Origin of the sequence: Candidatus Halobonum tyrrellensis G22 (assembly GCF_000495475.1) — an archaeon.
GTDB classification, from domain to species: domain Archaea; phylum Halobacteriota; class Halobacteria; order Halobacteriales; family Haloferacaceae; genus Halobonum; species Halobonum tyrrellense.
In genome coordinates, this window is sequence record NZ_ASGZ01000068.1 from 23,940 (window position 1) to 40,187 (window position 16,248).

Annotated in this window: 8 protein-coding genes and 1 pseudogene; 3 read left to right on the top strand and 6 right to left on the bottom strand. The window is 69.5% G+C overall.

Going from position 1 to position 16,248, the window contains the following annotated elements; genetic code table 11:
- Positions 1-76 precede the first annotated feature (76 nt).
- Positions 77-4,564, bottom strand: coding sequence for a PKD domain-containing protein (locus K933_RS16410; protein ID WP_023395878.1), 4,488 nt, complete (start codon positions 4,562-4,564; stop codon positions 77-79).
- A 267-nt stretch (positions 4,565-4,831) separates the two neighbouring features.
- Here K933_RS16410 and K933_RS16415 point away from each other — a divergent pair, with 267 nt between their 5' ends.
- Positions 4,832-6,478, top strand: coding sequence for an alkaline phosphatase family protein (locus K933_RS16415; RefSeq protein WP_049947979.1), 1,647 nt, complete (start codon positions 4,832-4,834; stop codon positions 6,476-6,478).
- Between the two features lie 121 nt (positions 6,479-6,599).
- On the opposite strand, the gene K933_RS16420 is transcribed toward K933_RS16415, so the two are convergent.
- The gene (locus K933_RS16420; RefSeq protein WP_023395880.1) at positions 6,600-7,607 is read right to left on the bottom strand and encodes a GNAT family N-acetyltransferase; all 1,008 of its coding nucleotides are present in this window, start codon (positions 7,605-7,607) and stop codon (positions 6,600-6,602) included.
- Positions 7,604-9,242 (bottom strand): annotated as a pseudogene (locus K933_RS19425) (alkaline phosphatase family protein). Before K933_RS19425 ends, K933_RS16420 begins: the two are co-directional and overlap by 4 nt.
- 281 nt (positions 9,243-9,523) lie before the next feature.
- Here K933_RS19425 and K933_RS16430 point away from each other — a divergent pair.
- Entirely contained in the window at positions 9,524-11,539 is a 2,016-nt protein-coding gene (locus K933_RS16430; RefSeq protein ID WP_049947980.1) for a hypothetical protein, read from the top strand.
- Positions 11,540-11,541: 2 nt separating this feature from the next.
- Positions 11,542-11,763: a hypothetical protein gene (locus tag K933_RS16435; RefSeq protein ID WP_049947989.1), complete on the top strand. Its 222-nt coding sequence runs from the start codon at positions 11,542-11,544 to the stop codon at positions 11,761-11,763.
- A 121-nt stretch (positions 11,764-11,884) separates the two neighbouring features.
- On the opposite strand, the gene K933_RS16440 is transcribed toward K933_RS16435, so the two are convergent.
- The 3 genes from K933_RS16440 to K933_RS16450 form a co-directional block, all read right to left on the bottom strand.
- Complete coding sequence (locus tag K933_RS16440; RefSeq protein ID WP_152529847.1) at positions 11,885-13,774, bottom strand: hypothetical protein; 1,890 nt, start codon at positions 13,772-13,774, stop codon at positions 11,885-11,887.
- 109 nt (positions 13,775-13,883) lie between these two features.
- Positions 13,884-14,975, bottom strand: a complete 1,092-nt coding sequence (locus K933_RS16445) for a DUF354 domain-containing protein (protein ID WP_023395885.1) — start codon at positions 14,973-14,975, stop codon at positions 13,884-13,886.
- A 1-nt stretch (position 14,976) separates the two neighbouring features.
- Positions 14,977-16,227, bottom strand: a complete 1,251-nt coding sequence (locus tag K933_RS16450; protein ID WP_023395886.1) for a nucleotide sugar dehydrogenase — start codon at positions 16,225-16,227, stop codon at positions 14,977-14,979.
- Positions 16,228-16,248: the final 21 nt, after the last annotated feature.

Genomic DNA, 16,248 nt, shown 5'->3' on the forward strand with positions numbered 1-16,248 from the left:
CTCGGCGAGTGGTCTCGATAAAAAGGAACGGCGTAGGGTCGACTGCGGTTCGCGGTCGGACCGACCGGCGTTCGGCCTACTCGCTCCCCTCCCGGCGCACGCCGAGTGCGACCCCGGCGAGCGCCACGAGCGCTGCGAGTAGCGCGGTGACCGGGCCGAACCCGGGCGTCGTGGTCTCGGTCACGCCGGCGGTCGCCGTCTGGCCGGCGCCGGCCCCTTCGCCGACGCTGAGACTCACCGTCTCGTCGTCGACCTGCGCGGTGTACGTCCCGGCCGCGTCGATGGTCTGGACGAAACTGACCGAGACCGTCTCCCCGCCGGGCACCTCGACCGTCCGCTGGTTGACGACTTCGCCGAACAGTTCGAGTTCGACCGTGTAACTCCCCGCCTCGTCGCCCGCGTTCTCGACGGTGGCGGTGAGTTCGACCGGCTGACCGGTTCCGACGGTCGTCCGGTTGGCTTCGAGCGCGGTGACGCTGATGTCGGCCGGCGCGGGCGTCGCAGTCGGCGTGTCCGTGGGCGTCTCGGTCGGCGTGTCCTCGTCGTCGTCGTCGTCGCCGCCGCCTCCGCCGCCCGCGTTGCTGCCGCCGTCGTCACCATTGTCACCGCCGCCTCCGCCTCCACCGCCTCCACCGCCACCGCCACCGCCGCCACCGCCTCCACCGCCACCGCCGCCACCGCCGCCACCGCCTCCGCCGCCACCGCTACTGGCGGCCGCCACGGTCACGTTGTAGGTGGTGGTGTCGGTGTTGTTCTCGTCGTCGGTGACGCTGAGTTCGACCGTGAACTCGCCGTCGTCGTCGTAGGTGTGGGTCACCGACTCGCCGGTGGCCGTCCCGCCGTCGCCGAACGCCCACTCGTAGCTCTCGATCGTCCCGTCGTCGCTGGAGTTGGCCGCCGAGAACTCGATCTCTTCGCCGGCGGTCGCGTTCGCGGGCGCGTCGATGATCGCCAGCGGCTGACCCTCGTCGGTCCCGACGACCTCGACGGTCGCGAGCGCGTCGGCGGTCGAGCCGTTGGCGTCGACCACCGTCACGACGACCGTCGCGTCGCCCGCTTCGGTGAACGTGTAGTCGACCGTCGGCTCGCTCGTGGTCCGGTCGACCGTGAGGTCGCCGTCGAAGTCCCAGCGGTACTCGGCGACGCCGTCCTCGTCGGACGACCCGCTGGCGTTGAGCGTGACCTCCTCGTCGACGGTCGCGTTCGCGGGCGCCTCCAGGACGGCCGTCGGCGGCGTCGCGTTGGCGTCGGCGGGCGCCACGTCGACGGTCGTCGTGACCGTATCGGCGTTGTTCGCGGCGTCCGTGACGGTGAGTTCGACCGTGTAGTTGCCGGGGTCGGTGTACGTGTGTTGGACGACCTCCTCCGAGGCGCCCGAGCCGTCACCGAACGTCCACTCGTAACTGTCGATCCCGACGTTGTCCGCCGACCCGACCGCCGAGAACGTCACGGCGTTGTTCGCCGTCGCGTTCGTGCGGACGGCGATGTCGGCCGTCGGCGACTCCGCGTCGGTGACCGTCACCGTCCGACTCGTCGACGCGGTCGCCCGGTCCCCGTCGACGACGGTGAGCGTCACCGTGACGGTACCGACCGTGGTGAACTCGTGGTCGATCGTCGGCTCCGTGGTGCGGGCGTCGAGCGACCCGTCGCCGTCGAGGTCCCAGCGGTACTCGACGATGCCGTTCTCGTCGGACGACCCGCTGGCGTTGAGCGTCACCGCCGTCCCCGCGGGGACGGTGTCGTCGACGGTGAACGCCGCGGTCGGCGGCGTGTCGGCCGCCTCGACGCTGATCGACTGGGTGGTCGAGTTGGCGTTGCCGTCGTCGTCGGTGACGGTGAGTTCGACCGTGTAGTTGCCGGCGTCGTCGTAGGCGTACTCGACCGTCTCGCCGGTCGCGGTGGCGCCGTTACCGAACTCCCACTCGTAGCTCTCGATCGTCCCGTCGTCGCTGGAGTTGGCCGCCGAGAACTCGATCTCTTCGCCGGCGGTCGCGTTCGCGGGCGCGTCGATGACCGCGGTCGGCGGCGTCTCGTTCGCCGCGACGCTGATCGACCGGGTGGTCGAGTTGGCGTTGCCGTCGTCGTCGGTGACGGTGAGTTCGACCGTGTAGTTGCCGGCGTCGTCGTAGGCGTACTCGACCGTCTCGCCGGTCGCGGTGGCGCCGTCACCGAGCTCCCACTCGTAGCTCTCTATCGTCCCGTTGTCGGTCGACGCCGACCCGGAGAACTCGACGGCGCTCCCGACGGTCGCGTTCGTCGGTCCGTCGATGACCGCCACCGGCGCGTCGTCGGTCGCGTTCGGCGTGCCGGTGTCGTTCGCCGCGACCGAGATATCGGCGGTGGCGGTGTCGGTGTTGCCGTCGTCGTCGGTGACGGTGAGTTCGACCGTGTACTCGCCGGCGTCGGCGTAGGCGTACTCGGCCGTCTCGCCCGTGGCGGTGGCGCCGTCACCGAGCTCCCACTCGTAGCTCTCGATCGACCCGTCGTCGGTCGACCCGCTCGCGTCGAGCGTGACCTCCTCGCCGGCGGTCGCGTTCGCGGGCGCGTCGATAGCCGCGGTCGGCCCGTCGTCGGGTGCGGGCTGGCCGTCCGTCGCGTTGCCGAACAGCGTGAAGACGTACACGTTGGTTTCGACCGGGTCCAGCCCGTCGGCCGTGACCGTGTTCGTCTCGGTGTCGAGCGTCGCGCTCCCGACGCGCTGCCACTCGCCGTCGGCCCGCGAGCCGCCCTCTTGTGACTCCACGTACACGTACTGCCACAGTTCGAGCGACGACTCCTCGACCCCGGCGACCTCGTCGTCGGAGTAGGACATGCTGAACGTATCGAGCACCGGGTTCTGGATGACCGGCGAGTACTGGAGGTAGTCGCCGGTGCTAGTCAGATTCGACGACGGGGCGCTCACGGATCTCGTGTCGGTGAACGTCGCGCCGCTGCCGCCGGTGAATCCGAAGTTGGTGTCGTCGCCGGCGGTCATGTTGATCACCTCGTGGTCGAGCGCGCCGAAGTACCGGTTCCCGGCCCCGGGGAAGTGGTAGTACGCCCAGTCGTTGTCGATGGAGGTTACGTCGGTCAGCGTCGCGTTCGGACTCTCCGCCTCGAAGTGGAACCCCCACTGGTTGCCGACCGCCGTCGTATTGCGGTGGATGACGTCGTTCGCGTTGTTGTGTGCGAACCCGATGTCCTGATTGTCCTCCGAGCGACTGTCGGTGATCGTCACGCCGTCCGACCCAACGGTGAACGTCCCGTAGAGGTTGCCGCTGGTCATGAGGTTGGTGATCGTGGCGTTCTGCGAGTTCCGGACCTCGACGCCGACGGTCCAGCCGCCGCCGCTGCTCTCGGTGGTGACGTTCCGCACGGTCACGTTCGAGACGCCCTCGACGCCGACCGCGGCCCGGCCGCTGCCGGCGATCGTGTGGCCGTTGCCGTCGAACGTCACGTCGTCGGCGTTCACGTCGATACAGGTGTCGCTTCCGTCGGAGATGTCGCCCGTGAGTTCGTACGTCCCGGACTCGTTGATGGCGCGACAGCCCGCCACCTCGGTGGCGACGGTCTCGACGGTCAGCGACTCGGTCGCGGCGTCGTCGTTACGGCCCTCGTCGATCACCGTCACGGTCGCCTCGAACTCGCCGCCGCTCGGGTAGGTGTACTCGACGGTCGGCTCCTCGGTCGTCGTCTCGACCGTGCCGTCGCCGTCGAAGTCCCACTGGTACTCGATGATCGCGCCGTCGTCGGTCGACCCGCTGGCGTCGAACGACACCGCCTCGTCGGTGGTCGCGTCCGTCGGGTCGGCCGTGAGGTCGGCGTCGGGCGCGACGTCGTCGCACGTACCGGGCTCGACGGTGACGTTCTCGTTCATCTCGAGCGTCACGTTCTCGTCGCCGCCCGTGCGGACGAACCACTCGGTGAGCGTGTTGTTCTCGGGGCTCCCGCTCCACTCCTCGAACGGGTACGCCGACGACTCCTCGTTGAACGCGGGGTCGATCGTGATCCGGTCGAACGACCGGTTCAGCCCGGTGAACGCGCCGCCGTCGTTGCGGTCGTCGGACCACATCCAGACGACGTTGCTCCGCGACCCGTTATGGACGAACTGGTCGTCGCGGTTGTAGTAGTCGTCGTCCTCGACGGTCCACGAGCCGTTCTCGGGCAGGCCGGTGAACGTCATCTCGACGGTCCCGCCGTTCGACCCGTTCACCGCGTCGTGCAGTAGGACCAGGCTGGTACCGTCCGACCCGTCGTAGACGAAGAACTGGCTGGCCTGGTTCTCCTGGAGGTCGATCGTTCCGATCGAACTGTAGGTCGCCCGCGAGTCGTTGATCCGGTAGTCGTAGAACTCTTCGACGGTCTGTGAGCCGTCGCCGAGCGGCTGGATCACCTCACAGGTGTCGCCCTGTCTGACCGCGTACTGGTCGGACGACGGCGGAACGTCGCCCGGGATGTCGGCCGCCGCGGCCGCCCCGCCCGACGTGGAGACCGCTCCCGCCACGGAGACGGTCATCGTCGAGGCGACGACGGCGACGACGACCGCGAGCGTGAGCAGTCGCTCGCCCGTCCCGTGCCCGTTCATTCGTATCCTCCCCCGCCGTCGAGGACCAACCCTCGTGTCATACCCGCCCTCATACACCGAGGGGGTTTTGTTATAACCAGGCTTAACGCCCACAATGGTCTCGTGTCGACGTTTGATTCCGTTCCTTGCGTCGCATCCGTCGACGAACTATCTCCCTCGACTCGCTGATTCCTCCCGCCTCCGTCCGGCGATACCTATCGGGCCACGCACGTGTTCCGAGGAATATGTGCGTCATAACAACCACACCACGGGGACAATATCCGGCCAATGAGTACTGGCGAACGGACCGTGGTCGTCGGTTTCGACGCACTCGATTTCGAGTATCTCGACAGGTTCGATCTTCCCGCGTTCGACACGCTCCGCTCGGACGGCGTCGAAGCCCCGCTCTCGTCGACGTTCCCCCCGTGGACGGGGAGCGCCTGGCCCTCCACGTACACCGGATCGACTCCCGACCACCACGGCGCGTTCTCCTTCTTCGATTTCGCCGACCACACACCCGCGGACGCCCCGATACTCTCGCGGAACGAGGTTCGCCTCCCCGCCATCTGGGACTACCTGACCGCACGCGGGGCGTCGTCGATCGTCGTGAACGTCCCCGTCACGCACCCCGCCGACGAGATCGAGGGAGTGCTCGTCCCCGGCTATCTGGCGCCCGAACGCGAGCCGAGCCACCCCTCGGGCGTTCGATCTGAGATCTCCGAGGCGATCGGCCGGGAGTACCGGATCTACTCCGAGACCGAGACCGACTCCGGAGCGGAGGCGGTTGACAAACTCGACAGCTACGTCGACCTCATCAGGAGTCGTGGGGAAGCCGCCGAGTACCTCCTCGACGCGTACGACTGGGAGTTCGCGTTCGTCCAGGTCCAGAAGACCGACGCGGTGTTCCACGAGTTCACCGAGGAGTCCGCGTTCGAGCGCGTCTACCGCGCCGCCGACGAGGTGCTCGATACGGTCCGGTCGGCGGCGCCCGACGCGAACGTCGTCGTCTGCTCGGACCACGGCATCGGGCCGGTGACCGGGTCGCAGGTCGCCGTCAACGAGATACTCAGACGCGAGGGGTTCCTCGAGTCCGCCCCCGACGGCGAACTCCCCTCGTTGAGCGACCGGAAGAAGACGCTCGACGTGACGGTCAACGGGAACGAACGCACCCGGGGTCGACCGAGCGTGGCGGCGCGGGCGGCGTCGACGGCCGAGTCGGTGCTCCGCACCGCCGGGTTGACGCCCGACGACGTGTACGCGGTCACCAAACGGCTCGGCGTCGACGAGCAGGTCCGACGGCTGCTCCCCGAGGACGTGCTCGACTCGGCCAGACAGGGGGTCGACTGGGGGGAGTCACGGGCGTACTGCCGACTGGCGCCCGAACTCGGCGTGCGGCTGAACGTCGAGGGGCGCGACCCCGAGGGGGTCGTCCCCCCCGACGAGTACGAGGCGACCCGGGACGCCATCGTCGACCTGCTCGCGGGCGTGACGGCGCGCGACGGCGACCCCGTCTTCGAGTGGGTCGAACCCCGCGAGGCGGTGTACGACGGTCCCGCCGCCGAGGACGCCTGCGACGTACTGTTCTACCCCCGGGAGATGAACCACGTCGTCACTACCCGCGTGGGCGGGCGCCCGGTCAACAGCGCCGACACCTACAACCACAAGCAGAACGGCGTGTTCGTCGCCGCGGGCCCGTCGTTCGCGGAGGCGTCGGCCGACGCGGTCCCCTCGCCCATGTCGCTGACGTCGGTCGCCCCGGTGGCGCTCGCGGCGTCGGGCTACCCCGTCCCCGAGCGGATGACCGGCGAGGTGCCCGCGGGGCTCGGAGTTCCGGCGACGCGTGAACGCTACGGGAACGTCTCGTTCGCCGGCGGCGCGGCCGACGACGACGAGGGCGACGTCCGCGACCGGCTGTCGGACCTCGGCTACCTGTAACTCGGACGCCGCGGGCGGCGCGACTCGCCGAGCCAGGATCCCGATCTCCGACCCGTCGCGGGGCAGTCGCTCCCGGTTACCGGTGCTGTGTGAGCGGTGAGAAAACGCCGCGGGCCGCCCCCTACCCGAACCGGCGGTAGAGGTGGGCCGCGCCCCGCACCGCGGGCGAGCCGCGTTCGAGGGTGTAAAAGCCCGCGAGCGACGGCGCGAACTTCGACTTGTACTCACAGAGCCGCGGTTCGTCCGCGCCCACCAGGTCGTACGTCTCCACGCCCCGGTCGGCCGCGCTCGTGATCACGTGCCAGTCGAGCAGGTCGTTCACCGGCGCGTCGGCGTCGTGTTTCGCCCCGCCCTGCCAGCGGTAGACGGTGTCGTCGCTCTCGTAGAGGACGATCCCCCCGGCGGGTTCACCCTCCAACAGGAGTTCGGTCGGCCGGATCGCTCCCTCGGGGAGCGCGTCGTACAGGTCACACACCGTCCCCGTCGAGAGGGGGTACTCCTTCTCTTGGGCGTCGTATCGTTCGCGCACGCGCGCGAGGATGCGTTCGATGGCGGCGTGGCCGCCCTCGCGTACGTCGTAGTCGACGTCCTCGCCCCGGCGGACGTTCTTCCGGGCGTCGCTGCTGAACGCCGAGAGGAGGTCGTCGGGCCCCTCGGTCAGGTCGACGTGGTAGGTGTGTTTCGGCGTCGCCTCGAACTCGCCCCACTGGAACGGCCGCACGTCGGGGTACGCGGGGGTGGTCCGGAGGCTGACGTAGCGGGGGTCCGCCAGTTCGTCGACCCGGTCGAGACACGCCTCGAGGAACCGCCGGTGGCGGCGCTCGCGCTTCCGGCGCTTCAGTTTGTCGAGGTTCATCGGTGCCGGCCCCAGATACGGGACCAGCAGCGACGGCGGCGGCGAGAACGCGGTCTCGACGCCGAACACGTCCCGCGTGAACAGCGGGAACACGCCCACCGGCTCCTGTCCCTTGAACCCGACCAGCGGGAGGGGGTCGGTGCCCGACGCCTCCGCGAGTACGTCGAGCGCCTCGTAGCGGTGTAGCGGTGTGGCCGTCGGCGCGCGGTCGACGTAGCCGTTCCACGTCTCGGCGTCGGCGGGGTCGACCGCCTCGACGTCGATGCCGCTCATTCGACGTACCCCAGGTCCCGCAGGCGGTTCTCGACGGCGCCGTCGTCGGTCGGTCCCGTCGGCGTCGGCGGCTCGTACGGCGGGTACGCCTCCCGGCCGGCGTCCGCCACCGGCGGGAGCACCTCCCCGTCCATCCGGGTGTCGGCGGGGACGCCCATCGTCGCGAGCACGGTGGGTGCGACGTCGACGATGTGTGGGTCGGCGGCGTCGAGCGCGTCCGTGGCGGACGCGGGGTCGGTCTCGGTGGTCGCGTCCGTCACCGAGAGGATCCCGTACAGCTTGTGGTTCTGCGGCTCGGAGGGCGGGCCGAACTGCTCGCCCCGGAGGCTCTCGGTGAGGAACTGGTCGAACGCCGTCGGGACGGTCACGATGTCGACCGCCTCCTCCGCGCGCGGTCCCTCGAAGTACGTCTCGCGAGGCTCGACCGCCTCGAAGACGGGGTCGCCGTCGGGCGTCTCCACCGCCGCGAGTTCCTCGATCAGTCGGTCGCGTGTCTCCTCGTACTCGTCGGGTGGAACGACCCCCTCGGGGTCGCGCCCCTCGACGTTCAGCCGCACGCCGAGTTCGATCCGCGAGCGCATGTACGCCAGCGAGTCGGCGAAGTCGACGCCCTCGGTGCCCGCCCGCACCACGTCGTCGGGGACGACCCGGAGGACGGCGCCGGTGAGACCGAGTCGGTCGAGGACCGCGCCGATCCGCTGGCTGGTGAGACCGACCCGCGCGGCGGCCTCGACGGCCCGTTCGGCCGCCGACGGACCCGCCTCCCCGTCGGCCGTCCGCCCCACCGCCCGCGAGTTCCTCGTCGCGCACGGGTGCCCACGAGGGCATCCCGCCGCTGCTGGTCGTCTCGACGTCGCCGCGGTCCCGGAGGAACTCGTTGACGCGGAACTCGTACCCCTCGTAGTCGCCCATCCCGTGGTCGCTCGCGAGCACGACCGTCTCGGCGTCACACGCGTCGAGCGCCCGGCCGATGGCGGCGTCGACCGCCGCGTACGTCTCCGCGACGGCGTCGTCGTCGTTCGGACACTCGTGGAACACCGAGTCGGTCACCTGGAACTGGAGGAAGCCGAAGTCGGGGTCGAACCGGTCGACGAGATAGCGGAACGCGGCGTCCCGAAGCTCCGCACACCGGCGGTACTCGGCGACCTTCTGATCGCGTGTCGCGTCGCCGCCGCCCGTGTGGCGGGGGTAGACGCGGTACTCGCCGAGTTCAGCGCGAAGCTCCGAGAGCAACCCCTCCGGATGACAGGTGGGGTCGTCGGGCGCGGTGTAACCGGGGACGAGCGCGCCGTCGAACTCGTCGGGCGGGTGGGTCACCGGCACGTTCACCACGACGCTCGACAGGCCGAACTCGTCGAGCGCGGTCCACAGGGGGTGTGCCCCCCGCTCGGCGGCGTCGACGACCGACCAGTCGTACCCCTCGAACGAGAGGAACCCGAACACCCCGTGTTTGCCCGGGTTGACACCGGTCGTCACCGTGGTCCACGCGCTCGGCGTCCACGGCGGGATCCCGGACTCCAGCGGCGCGGTCGCGCCCCGATCCAACAGTCCGTCGATGTTCGGGGTCGTCCCGTCCGGGAGTCGGTCGAGCACCGGCCGGCAGGCCGCGTCGACCCCGAGGAGAAGCGTCTCCATCTGGCTCCCGTTACCCAACCTGACCGCTTTGTTATCCGTCTGTTACCCACCGTCGACCGCCCCGCCACGCCCCCGTCGACCCCCGGTAAGAGCCGGATACTTTCCCACTATCTCGACTGTTTCACCCTGCTGTCCGACCGTCATACTGGTTCACACGACGTCGTGTCCTAGTATTTAATCTGATAATCGGTACTAAATCGGTACTAAAATGGCTCCCACATCTATCAAAACGAGTGTATTAGAGAACAAGCTTTATACCGGTAATGAATCTGTACTCGACTGTGCCACACGACCGGAACGGTGAACAACGGTGCGACGACGGCGACAGCGCGGGACTAGTCGGGCGGCGGAACTGTCTGAAGGGGATCGGGGGGCTCGTCGCGGCGGCGGGCGTCGTCGGTACGGCGGCCGGCACCGCGTCGGCGTCGACCACGCGACGCGGTATCGAGTTCGACCGGACGGTGAACGTCGTCGAGGAGTTGGGTCTCGACCCGAACGGGAACGAACCGATCCAGAAGAAGCTAAACAGCAACAAGCAGAGCGGGACGCTGTACGTCTTCCCCGAGGGGGAGTACCTGGTGACCGACCGCATCCTCATGCTGTTTCTGGACACCGTCGGGTTCCTCGGCAAAGGTGACGTTCGATTCACCGTCCCCGAGCGGTTCAACGACTGGGCGGTCATCATGGACCACGGCCAGAACGCCCTCTTCGAGAACATCGACATCGACCTCCGCGCGGACGGCGCCACGCCCGGCTGCCGGTTCGCCGGCTACGACCGGATCCAGGTCCACGACGTCGAGATGGTGGGTCAGGGGATCCACCTCGACAGCGACCCGCGGGGGGAGGGACAGGGGAATCCCGAGGTCACACCGGCGTTCGCGTTCGTCGCACGCGACGACGACGCCGAGGTTCACGCCGAGAACCTCGTCGCGCGCAACCGCGGGCTGATGGGCGCGTACAACTACGGTAAGGGCCGAAAGGGGGTGTGGGTCGGCCGCGGGAGCAAGGGAACGGTGACGATGCGGAACTGTCACTTCTCGGGCTTCCCGAACAACGGTCTCTACACCAGCCGGACGCGGGGTGTCGTGCAGGTCGAGGGCGGCGTCTTCCGCAACAACGACGTCTCGCAGGTTCGGCTGGGGAGCGAGGGGAGCTACGTCAAGAACGCGCTCATCGAGGTCGACCCCTCCATGAGTAAAAGCCCCAACCCCGAGGACATCCTCTGTGCGCGTGGGGTTCGCATCGAGAGCGGCCAGATCGACTCGGCGGGCGTCACCGTCGAGAACTGCGACATCCGTATCGCCGACGGCGTCAACTCGCTGGGTGGCGTGGTCGCGGCGCGGCCGGGCGGGATGTTCGACGTGGTCGACACCCGGATCCAGGTCGACGCCAAGTACACGTCCGGGGTTCTCGGGCGCGTCCCCGACGGCGGGTCGCACAACCCGCCGCCGAAGCCCCACCGGGTGCGGATGGAGAACGTGAGCATCACGGGCGACGCCGACGGCGGGGCGGCCGTCGACATCCGCTCGCGCCCCGACTCGATGGTCCGGTCGTGCTGTATCCAACAGACCGGCGACAACCGCGACGCCGTCAAGATGACCGACTCCGACGGGTCGACGGTGCGCGAGTCGACGCTGAACACCACCGGCAAGTGGTACGACATGCGCAATACGGACGCCAACACGTGGGGCAACTCCGGGAGCGGGTCGTGCTCGCTCCCCGACATGGACGACTCGGACAGCCCCGCGAGCGGCACGGACGGCTCCGACTCGGACGACGGGTCCGACTCGACCGACGGCGGGTCCGACTCGGGGTCGAGCGGTTCGGAAGACCTGAAGCGTCTCGAGATCAGGGGGAAGTCGAGCAACGCGGCGAAGTTCCGGGTCGAGGTGAGCGGCGAGATCAACGGCGCCGAGAGCGCCGAGTCCAACGAGCAGGGCTCCGGCGGGTCGGTGACCGGCTGGGTCGGCAAGGGTCTCGACGCGTTCACCTACACCGGCCGGATCGAGGAACTGGTGGTCGAGGCCGACTGCTCGTTCACGTACAAACAGCGGCCGGGTCCGGACCTGTACAAACTCCACGGCAACGAGACCGGCGACATGCTCCAGTACACCGGCAAGGTGACCGACTCGTTCTGGGGCGGCGGCAACGGGGGCGACTCGATCAGTACGACCCCCACCGGCGACGAGGTGACCGGCTGGATCGGCGGCTGGCGCGACTTGTACAAGTGCAACGGGGAGTTCCGGTCGGTCTCGGTCGACGGGGTCTTCGACATCACCGTCTCGGAGGAGGCGTGAGCGTGCCCCGTCCAGCCAGTCGGTCCGACTGGGAGGACCAGCCCGACGACCCCGACCTCGAACACGACCTGGGGTACGAACTGCTCGAGATGCGCTCGGTGAAGGCGCGAAGCGGGGGCCGCGACCACCTGCTGTTCCTCCCCGAGGAGGACGAGATGCTGCGGTCGGAGGCGTTCATCGTGGCCCACCCCGACGTGGTCTGCCAACTCGAAGAGCACATCTGACCGAGACGGTTACACCCCTCGGGGTGGAGTTCATCGTCGACGTCGAGAGGTCACGATCCCTCGGTGGTCGCCGTCGGTACCGGTACGGCTCCGCGTTCCGACCCGGCCTACGGGGCGTATCCTATCCCGTCGCCGACTCGTTGCCGGAGCCGTTGATGAGGTAGCCGCGCACCTCGCCGCTGTCGTGGACGCGGCTGACCCCTACCTGCCTGTCGAGTGCGGCGAAGTCGGATTCGTCGTACCGGACCTGTTGGTACGCGATCAACTCCCTCAGCCTGTCGAACTCGGTGAACGCCAAGTACCTGCTCTCGTTGTACTTGCTCGGTAACTGAACGAGCGTGTCGTTCGGGACGCTCTCCCAGTCGCCACTCAGGCCGGTACCCTGACTCCCCTCTTCGACCCCGTAGATCGCGTGGAGGTATCGCCGGTCGGTCGCTCTGAGGCGTACGTCGTCGACCCCTTCGACTTGGTGTTCGAAGAACGACTCGTACCCGCCCATCGCCTGCTCGGTCACCTGCCGGTTTGGACGGTAGATGTAGGGGTCCTTGAACATGATCGCGAGCGAGTGAGTCATCAGCGCCACCACCACGACGACCGCGAGGGCGGTCCGGATGCTGCTCGCGGTCGGTCCGAGGTCGCGTAACCGGCGGACGATCGACCGGCCCCGTACCGACCCTCGAAGCAGGATGGGGAGGTAGCCGAGCGCGAGCACGCCGACGATGGTCGAGACCATCATGATGCTCCCCAGGTTGCGGAAGAAGAGCTTCGAGACGTTGCCGACGAACAGCGCGAGCGAAGCCGGAACCAGAACGGCCAGCCCCAACGCGAGGTGCGTGACGACCGCTCCGGTGTCCGACCGGCCCGCGCGAACCCGACCGACGCCCGCGGCGAGGATGAGTATCCCGCTCAGCGCCGCGAACACCCCCATCACCAGGAACATCCGGAGGAAGACGTCGAAGTAGGAGACGCCGATCGCCGAGAGCGCTCCGCCGCGCTGTTGGACGACACCCCCGACGCTGCTACCGCCGCCGAAGAGGAAATCGCGGACCTCCGATAGGACGACGTTGAGCGTCCGGTCGCCCCGGGAGTGGAGGATCGTCCACCCTCCGGCTAACAGGGCGAATCCAACTGTGTGGGGGAGCAGCGAGCGCTGCGTCAACAGACGGTGGTCGGGCTGGAGGACCCACCGCCCGCCGATCTGGATGACCACCGCGAACCCGAGGACGACCAGCAGGTTCACCGCGTGTTCCGGGTGATAGAAGACGGCCCCGATCAGGAACAGTGCGAACGCTCCCCCGATCGCCGTCAGCCGGCGTTCGCCGACCGCGGCGTCGTCGCGCCTACTGACTAGGTAGAGCGCCATCGTGTACAGCGCCAGCGGGAACATCTGCGTCGACTGCGAGAACGGGTGCGTCGACATGTAGTGGGTCGACACCTGATTGATGCTGAGATAGCAGAGCCCGGCGAACACGCCCGCGGTCACGAGCCAGCGGCGCTGGGTCAGGATCCACACGGTGAGCGGCACGAACACCGCCGACATGACGACGAAGCTCAGTACCGCGAACAGCATCGACCGGTGGAACGGGAGGTCGGTTACGCGCGAGATGAATATCGAGTAGACGTGCATCCCGGGGTAGAGCATCTGCGCCGGGTCCAGCACGCCGAAAACGATGTCCTTCACCCATCCGAGATGGGTGAGCGCGTCGGCGGTTCCGTAGAAGTAGTACCCGCGGATGATCGGGAGCGCACAGACGGTGAGCGCCGCGCCGCCCGCACCGACCACGCCGCCGGCCCACGCCCACGTCGACCGGGCGGTGACGGCGGCGTACGCCGAGGCGACCAGCGCGACGCCGAGCGGAATCCAGACGGTCAGCGGGGTCGCACCGTAGAGCGATATCTCGTATCCCGTCGTCGGTGCCCAGTGGGCGGCGAGCAGGGCCACTCCGAGCGCGCAGAAGCCGACCGCGAGCGCAAGGAGAGTCCGTCGCCGGGCGGGAGGTGACGTCGACATTCGGTTGTCCGTTCCTCCGTTCGGGCGGGCTTTGTTATAGGTGGAATACCGCCGAGCGGCGGCGCGACGAGCGCTCGCGTTCCCCCGGGTTCGAGGCGGTATGAGACTCTTAATCCCGGGGCGGCGTCGGGGAGTGGTCGACGCACCGGTCGATCAGGTCGGCCGTCAGGTCGACCGCCTCCCGTCGGACGCGCCGCGCCCGTTCGGTGTCGCCGCCGGGCGTCGGCTCCGTCGAGCCGACGTGTTCGACGACCGCGGCGGGGTCGCGCGAGTGGAACAGCCGTCCGCGCTCGGTCAGGTCGCGGTCGACCGACAGCAGCGGTCCCGGGAAAAACGACACCGCGGGCGTCTCCATCGCCGCCGCCTCGCGGGCCATCGTCCCCGACCCGGTGAGCACGCAGCGGGCGTGCCACGCCAACTGGAGACCGTCGAGCGGTTCGGACGGCACGTACACGTCCGTCGGGTCGTACGGCGCGGCGTGGCCGCGGTCACCACGCCCGCGGGGGAGGTAGACGACGCCGACGCCCCGCTCGACGAACCGGTCGAGGAGCGCGGGCACCAGCGACCGCTCGGCGTGGACGTACGTCGCGTCGAGCGCCTCCGGCCGCACGACGACGTACGAACCCGGGTCGAACGGGACGCGGTCTCCGAACGCGGGGTCGGGGTCGAAGTCGGCGACGTAGAGGTCCTCCTTCGTCCCGTCGAACCGGTGGACGCGCTCGGGGTCAGCGCCGCGGTCGGTCAGAACCGTCGTGTCGAACGCCGCCGGGACCACGTTGTGGGTCGCAGCCGCTTCGAGGCGGGCGTACACCGACTCGCCGGTCACGCCCTCGTCGTGTCGCATGATGTCGTTGTCGGTGAAGTGGACCGACGGCACCCCTCGGACCCGCGAGGCGAGTACGCACATCGCGTTCCGGAGCGACAGCGACACGTCGCACGGCGGCATCCGCCGAACCAACTGGAGGGTCCGGTACGGGATACCGAACTTCCGGGCGAGCGGGCGGTCGTAGTCGCGACCCACCACGGTGTGTTCGATCCCGAGTTCGCGCGCGAGCGGCACCGTCTCCGTCTTCTCGCGCGCCGTCGTCCGGGCGGTCACGCCGTCGAGTCCGGCGAGGAGCGACCGGAAGAAGAACGGGTGGCCCGGGCTCGCCAGGTCGACCCACGCGCGGACGGGGTGGCGTCGGGGAGCGCCGCCCACGTCAGACCACCCGGAGGTCGACCCCCGCGGCGCGCCACGCCCGGCGGTCGAGCACGCCCACCGCGTCGACGGCGCCCGTCCCGTCCATCGCCGCCGCGGCGCGCTCGGGGTCCACCTCGGCGTACCGCCCGTGGCCGGTGGTGAACGCGGCGGCGTCGGCGCCCGACAGCGCCGACTCCAGGTGGGTCGTCACGTCGGCCGCCGCCACGAACGGGTCGTGGTACGTCACGTCGGTTCCGCCGGCTTCGAGAACCTGTCCCACCCGCCGACCCGGGCTGTTGCGCGCGTCGGCGACGCCGGGCTTGTAGGCGACGCCGCAGACGGCGACCCGCGCGCCGTCGGGGCTCCGGTCGCCGAGGGCGTCGGCGACGAGTTCGGCGACGTACTCCGTCATCCCGTCGTTCACCGCGCGGGCGCGCCTGACGAGTTCCATGTCGGCGCCCGCGGCGAGGAACCACGGGTCGACCGGGATGCAGTGGCCGCCCACGCCCGGCCCGGGGGAGTGGATGTCGACCCGCGGGTGGGCGTTCGCCAGCGCGATGGTGTCGCGGGCGTCGACGTCGTACGCCGCGGCGGCGCGCGCGAACTCGTTGGCGAGCGCGATGTTCACGTCGCGGTAGGTGTTCTGGGCGAGTTTGGCGAACTCAGCGGCGGTCGGCGACGCCGCGACCCGGACCTCGCCGTCGGTGAAGCCCGCGTACAGGTCGCGCGCGGCGGCCGCGGACGCGTCGTCGACGCCGCCGACGACGCGGTCGTTCGCCCGGAGTTCCGCGAGGACGTTCCCCGGCGCCACCGTCTCGGGGGCGTACGCCAGCCGGAAGTCGTCGCCGACGGCCAGCCCCGACCCGGCGAGCGCGTCCGCGAACGGGCCGACGGTCGTCCCCGGCGGCACCGTCGACTCGAGTACGACGGCGTCGCCCGCCCGAAGCAGGTCGGCGACCGTCCGTCCGGCCGCCTCAACCATCGAAAGATCGGCCGTCGGCTCCGGCCCGTCGGCGAGCGGCGTCGGGACGCAGACGACGTGGACCGCCGCGGACGCGGGGTCGGTCGACACGCGGAGCGACCCGTCGAGCGCCTCGCGGACGAACGCCGACAGTTCGGCCGACCCGTCGACCGCGGGGTCGTCGCCGCGGATCCGTTCGACGCGGCTCCCGTCGACGTCGAACCCGCAGACGTCGTACCCCTCGTGGGCGAGCACCGCCGCCGTGGGGAGACCGACGTGGCCGAGTCCGTGGACGCAGACGTCGGTCACGCCCTCACCCCGCGGCCGTAC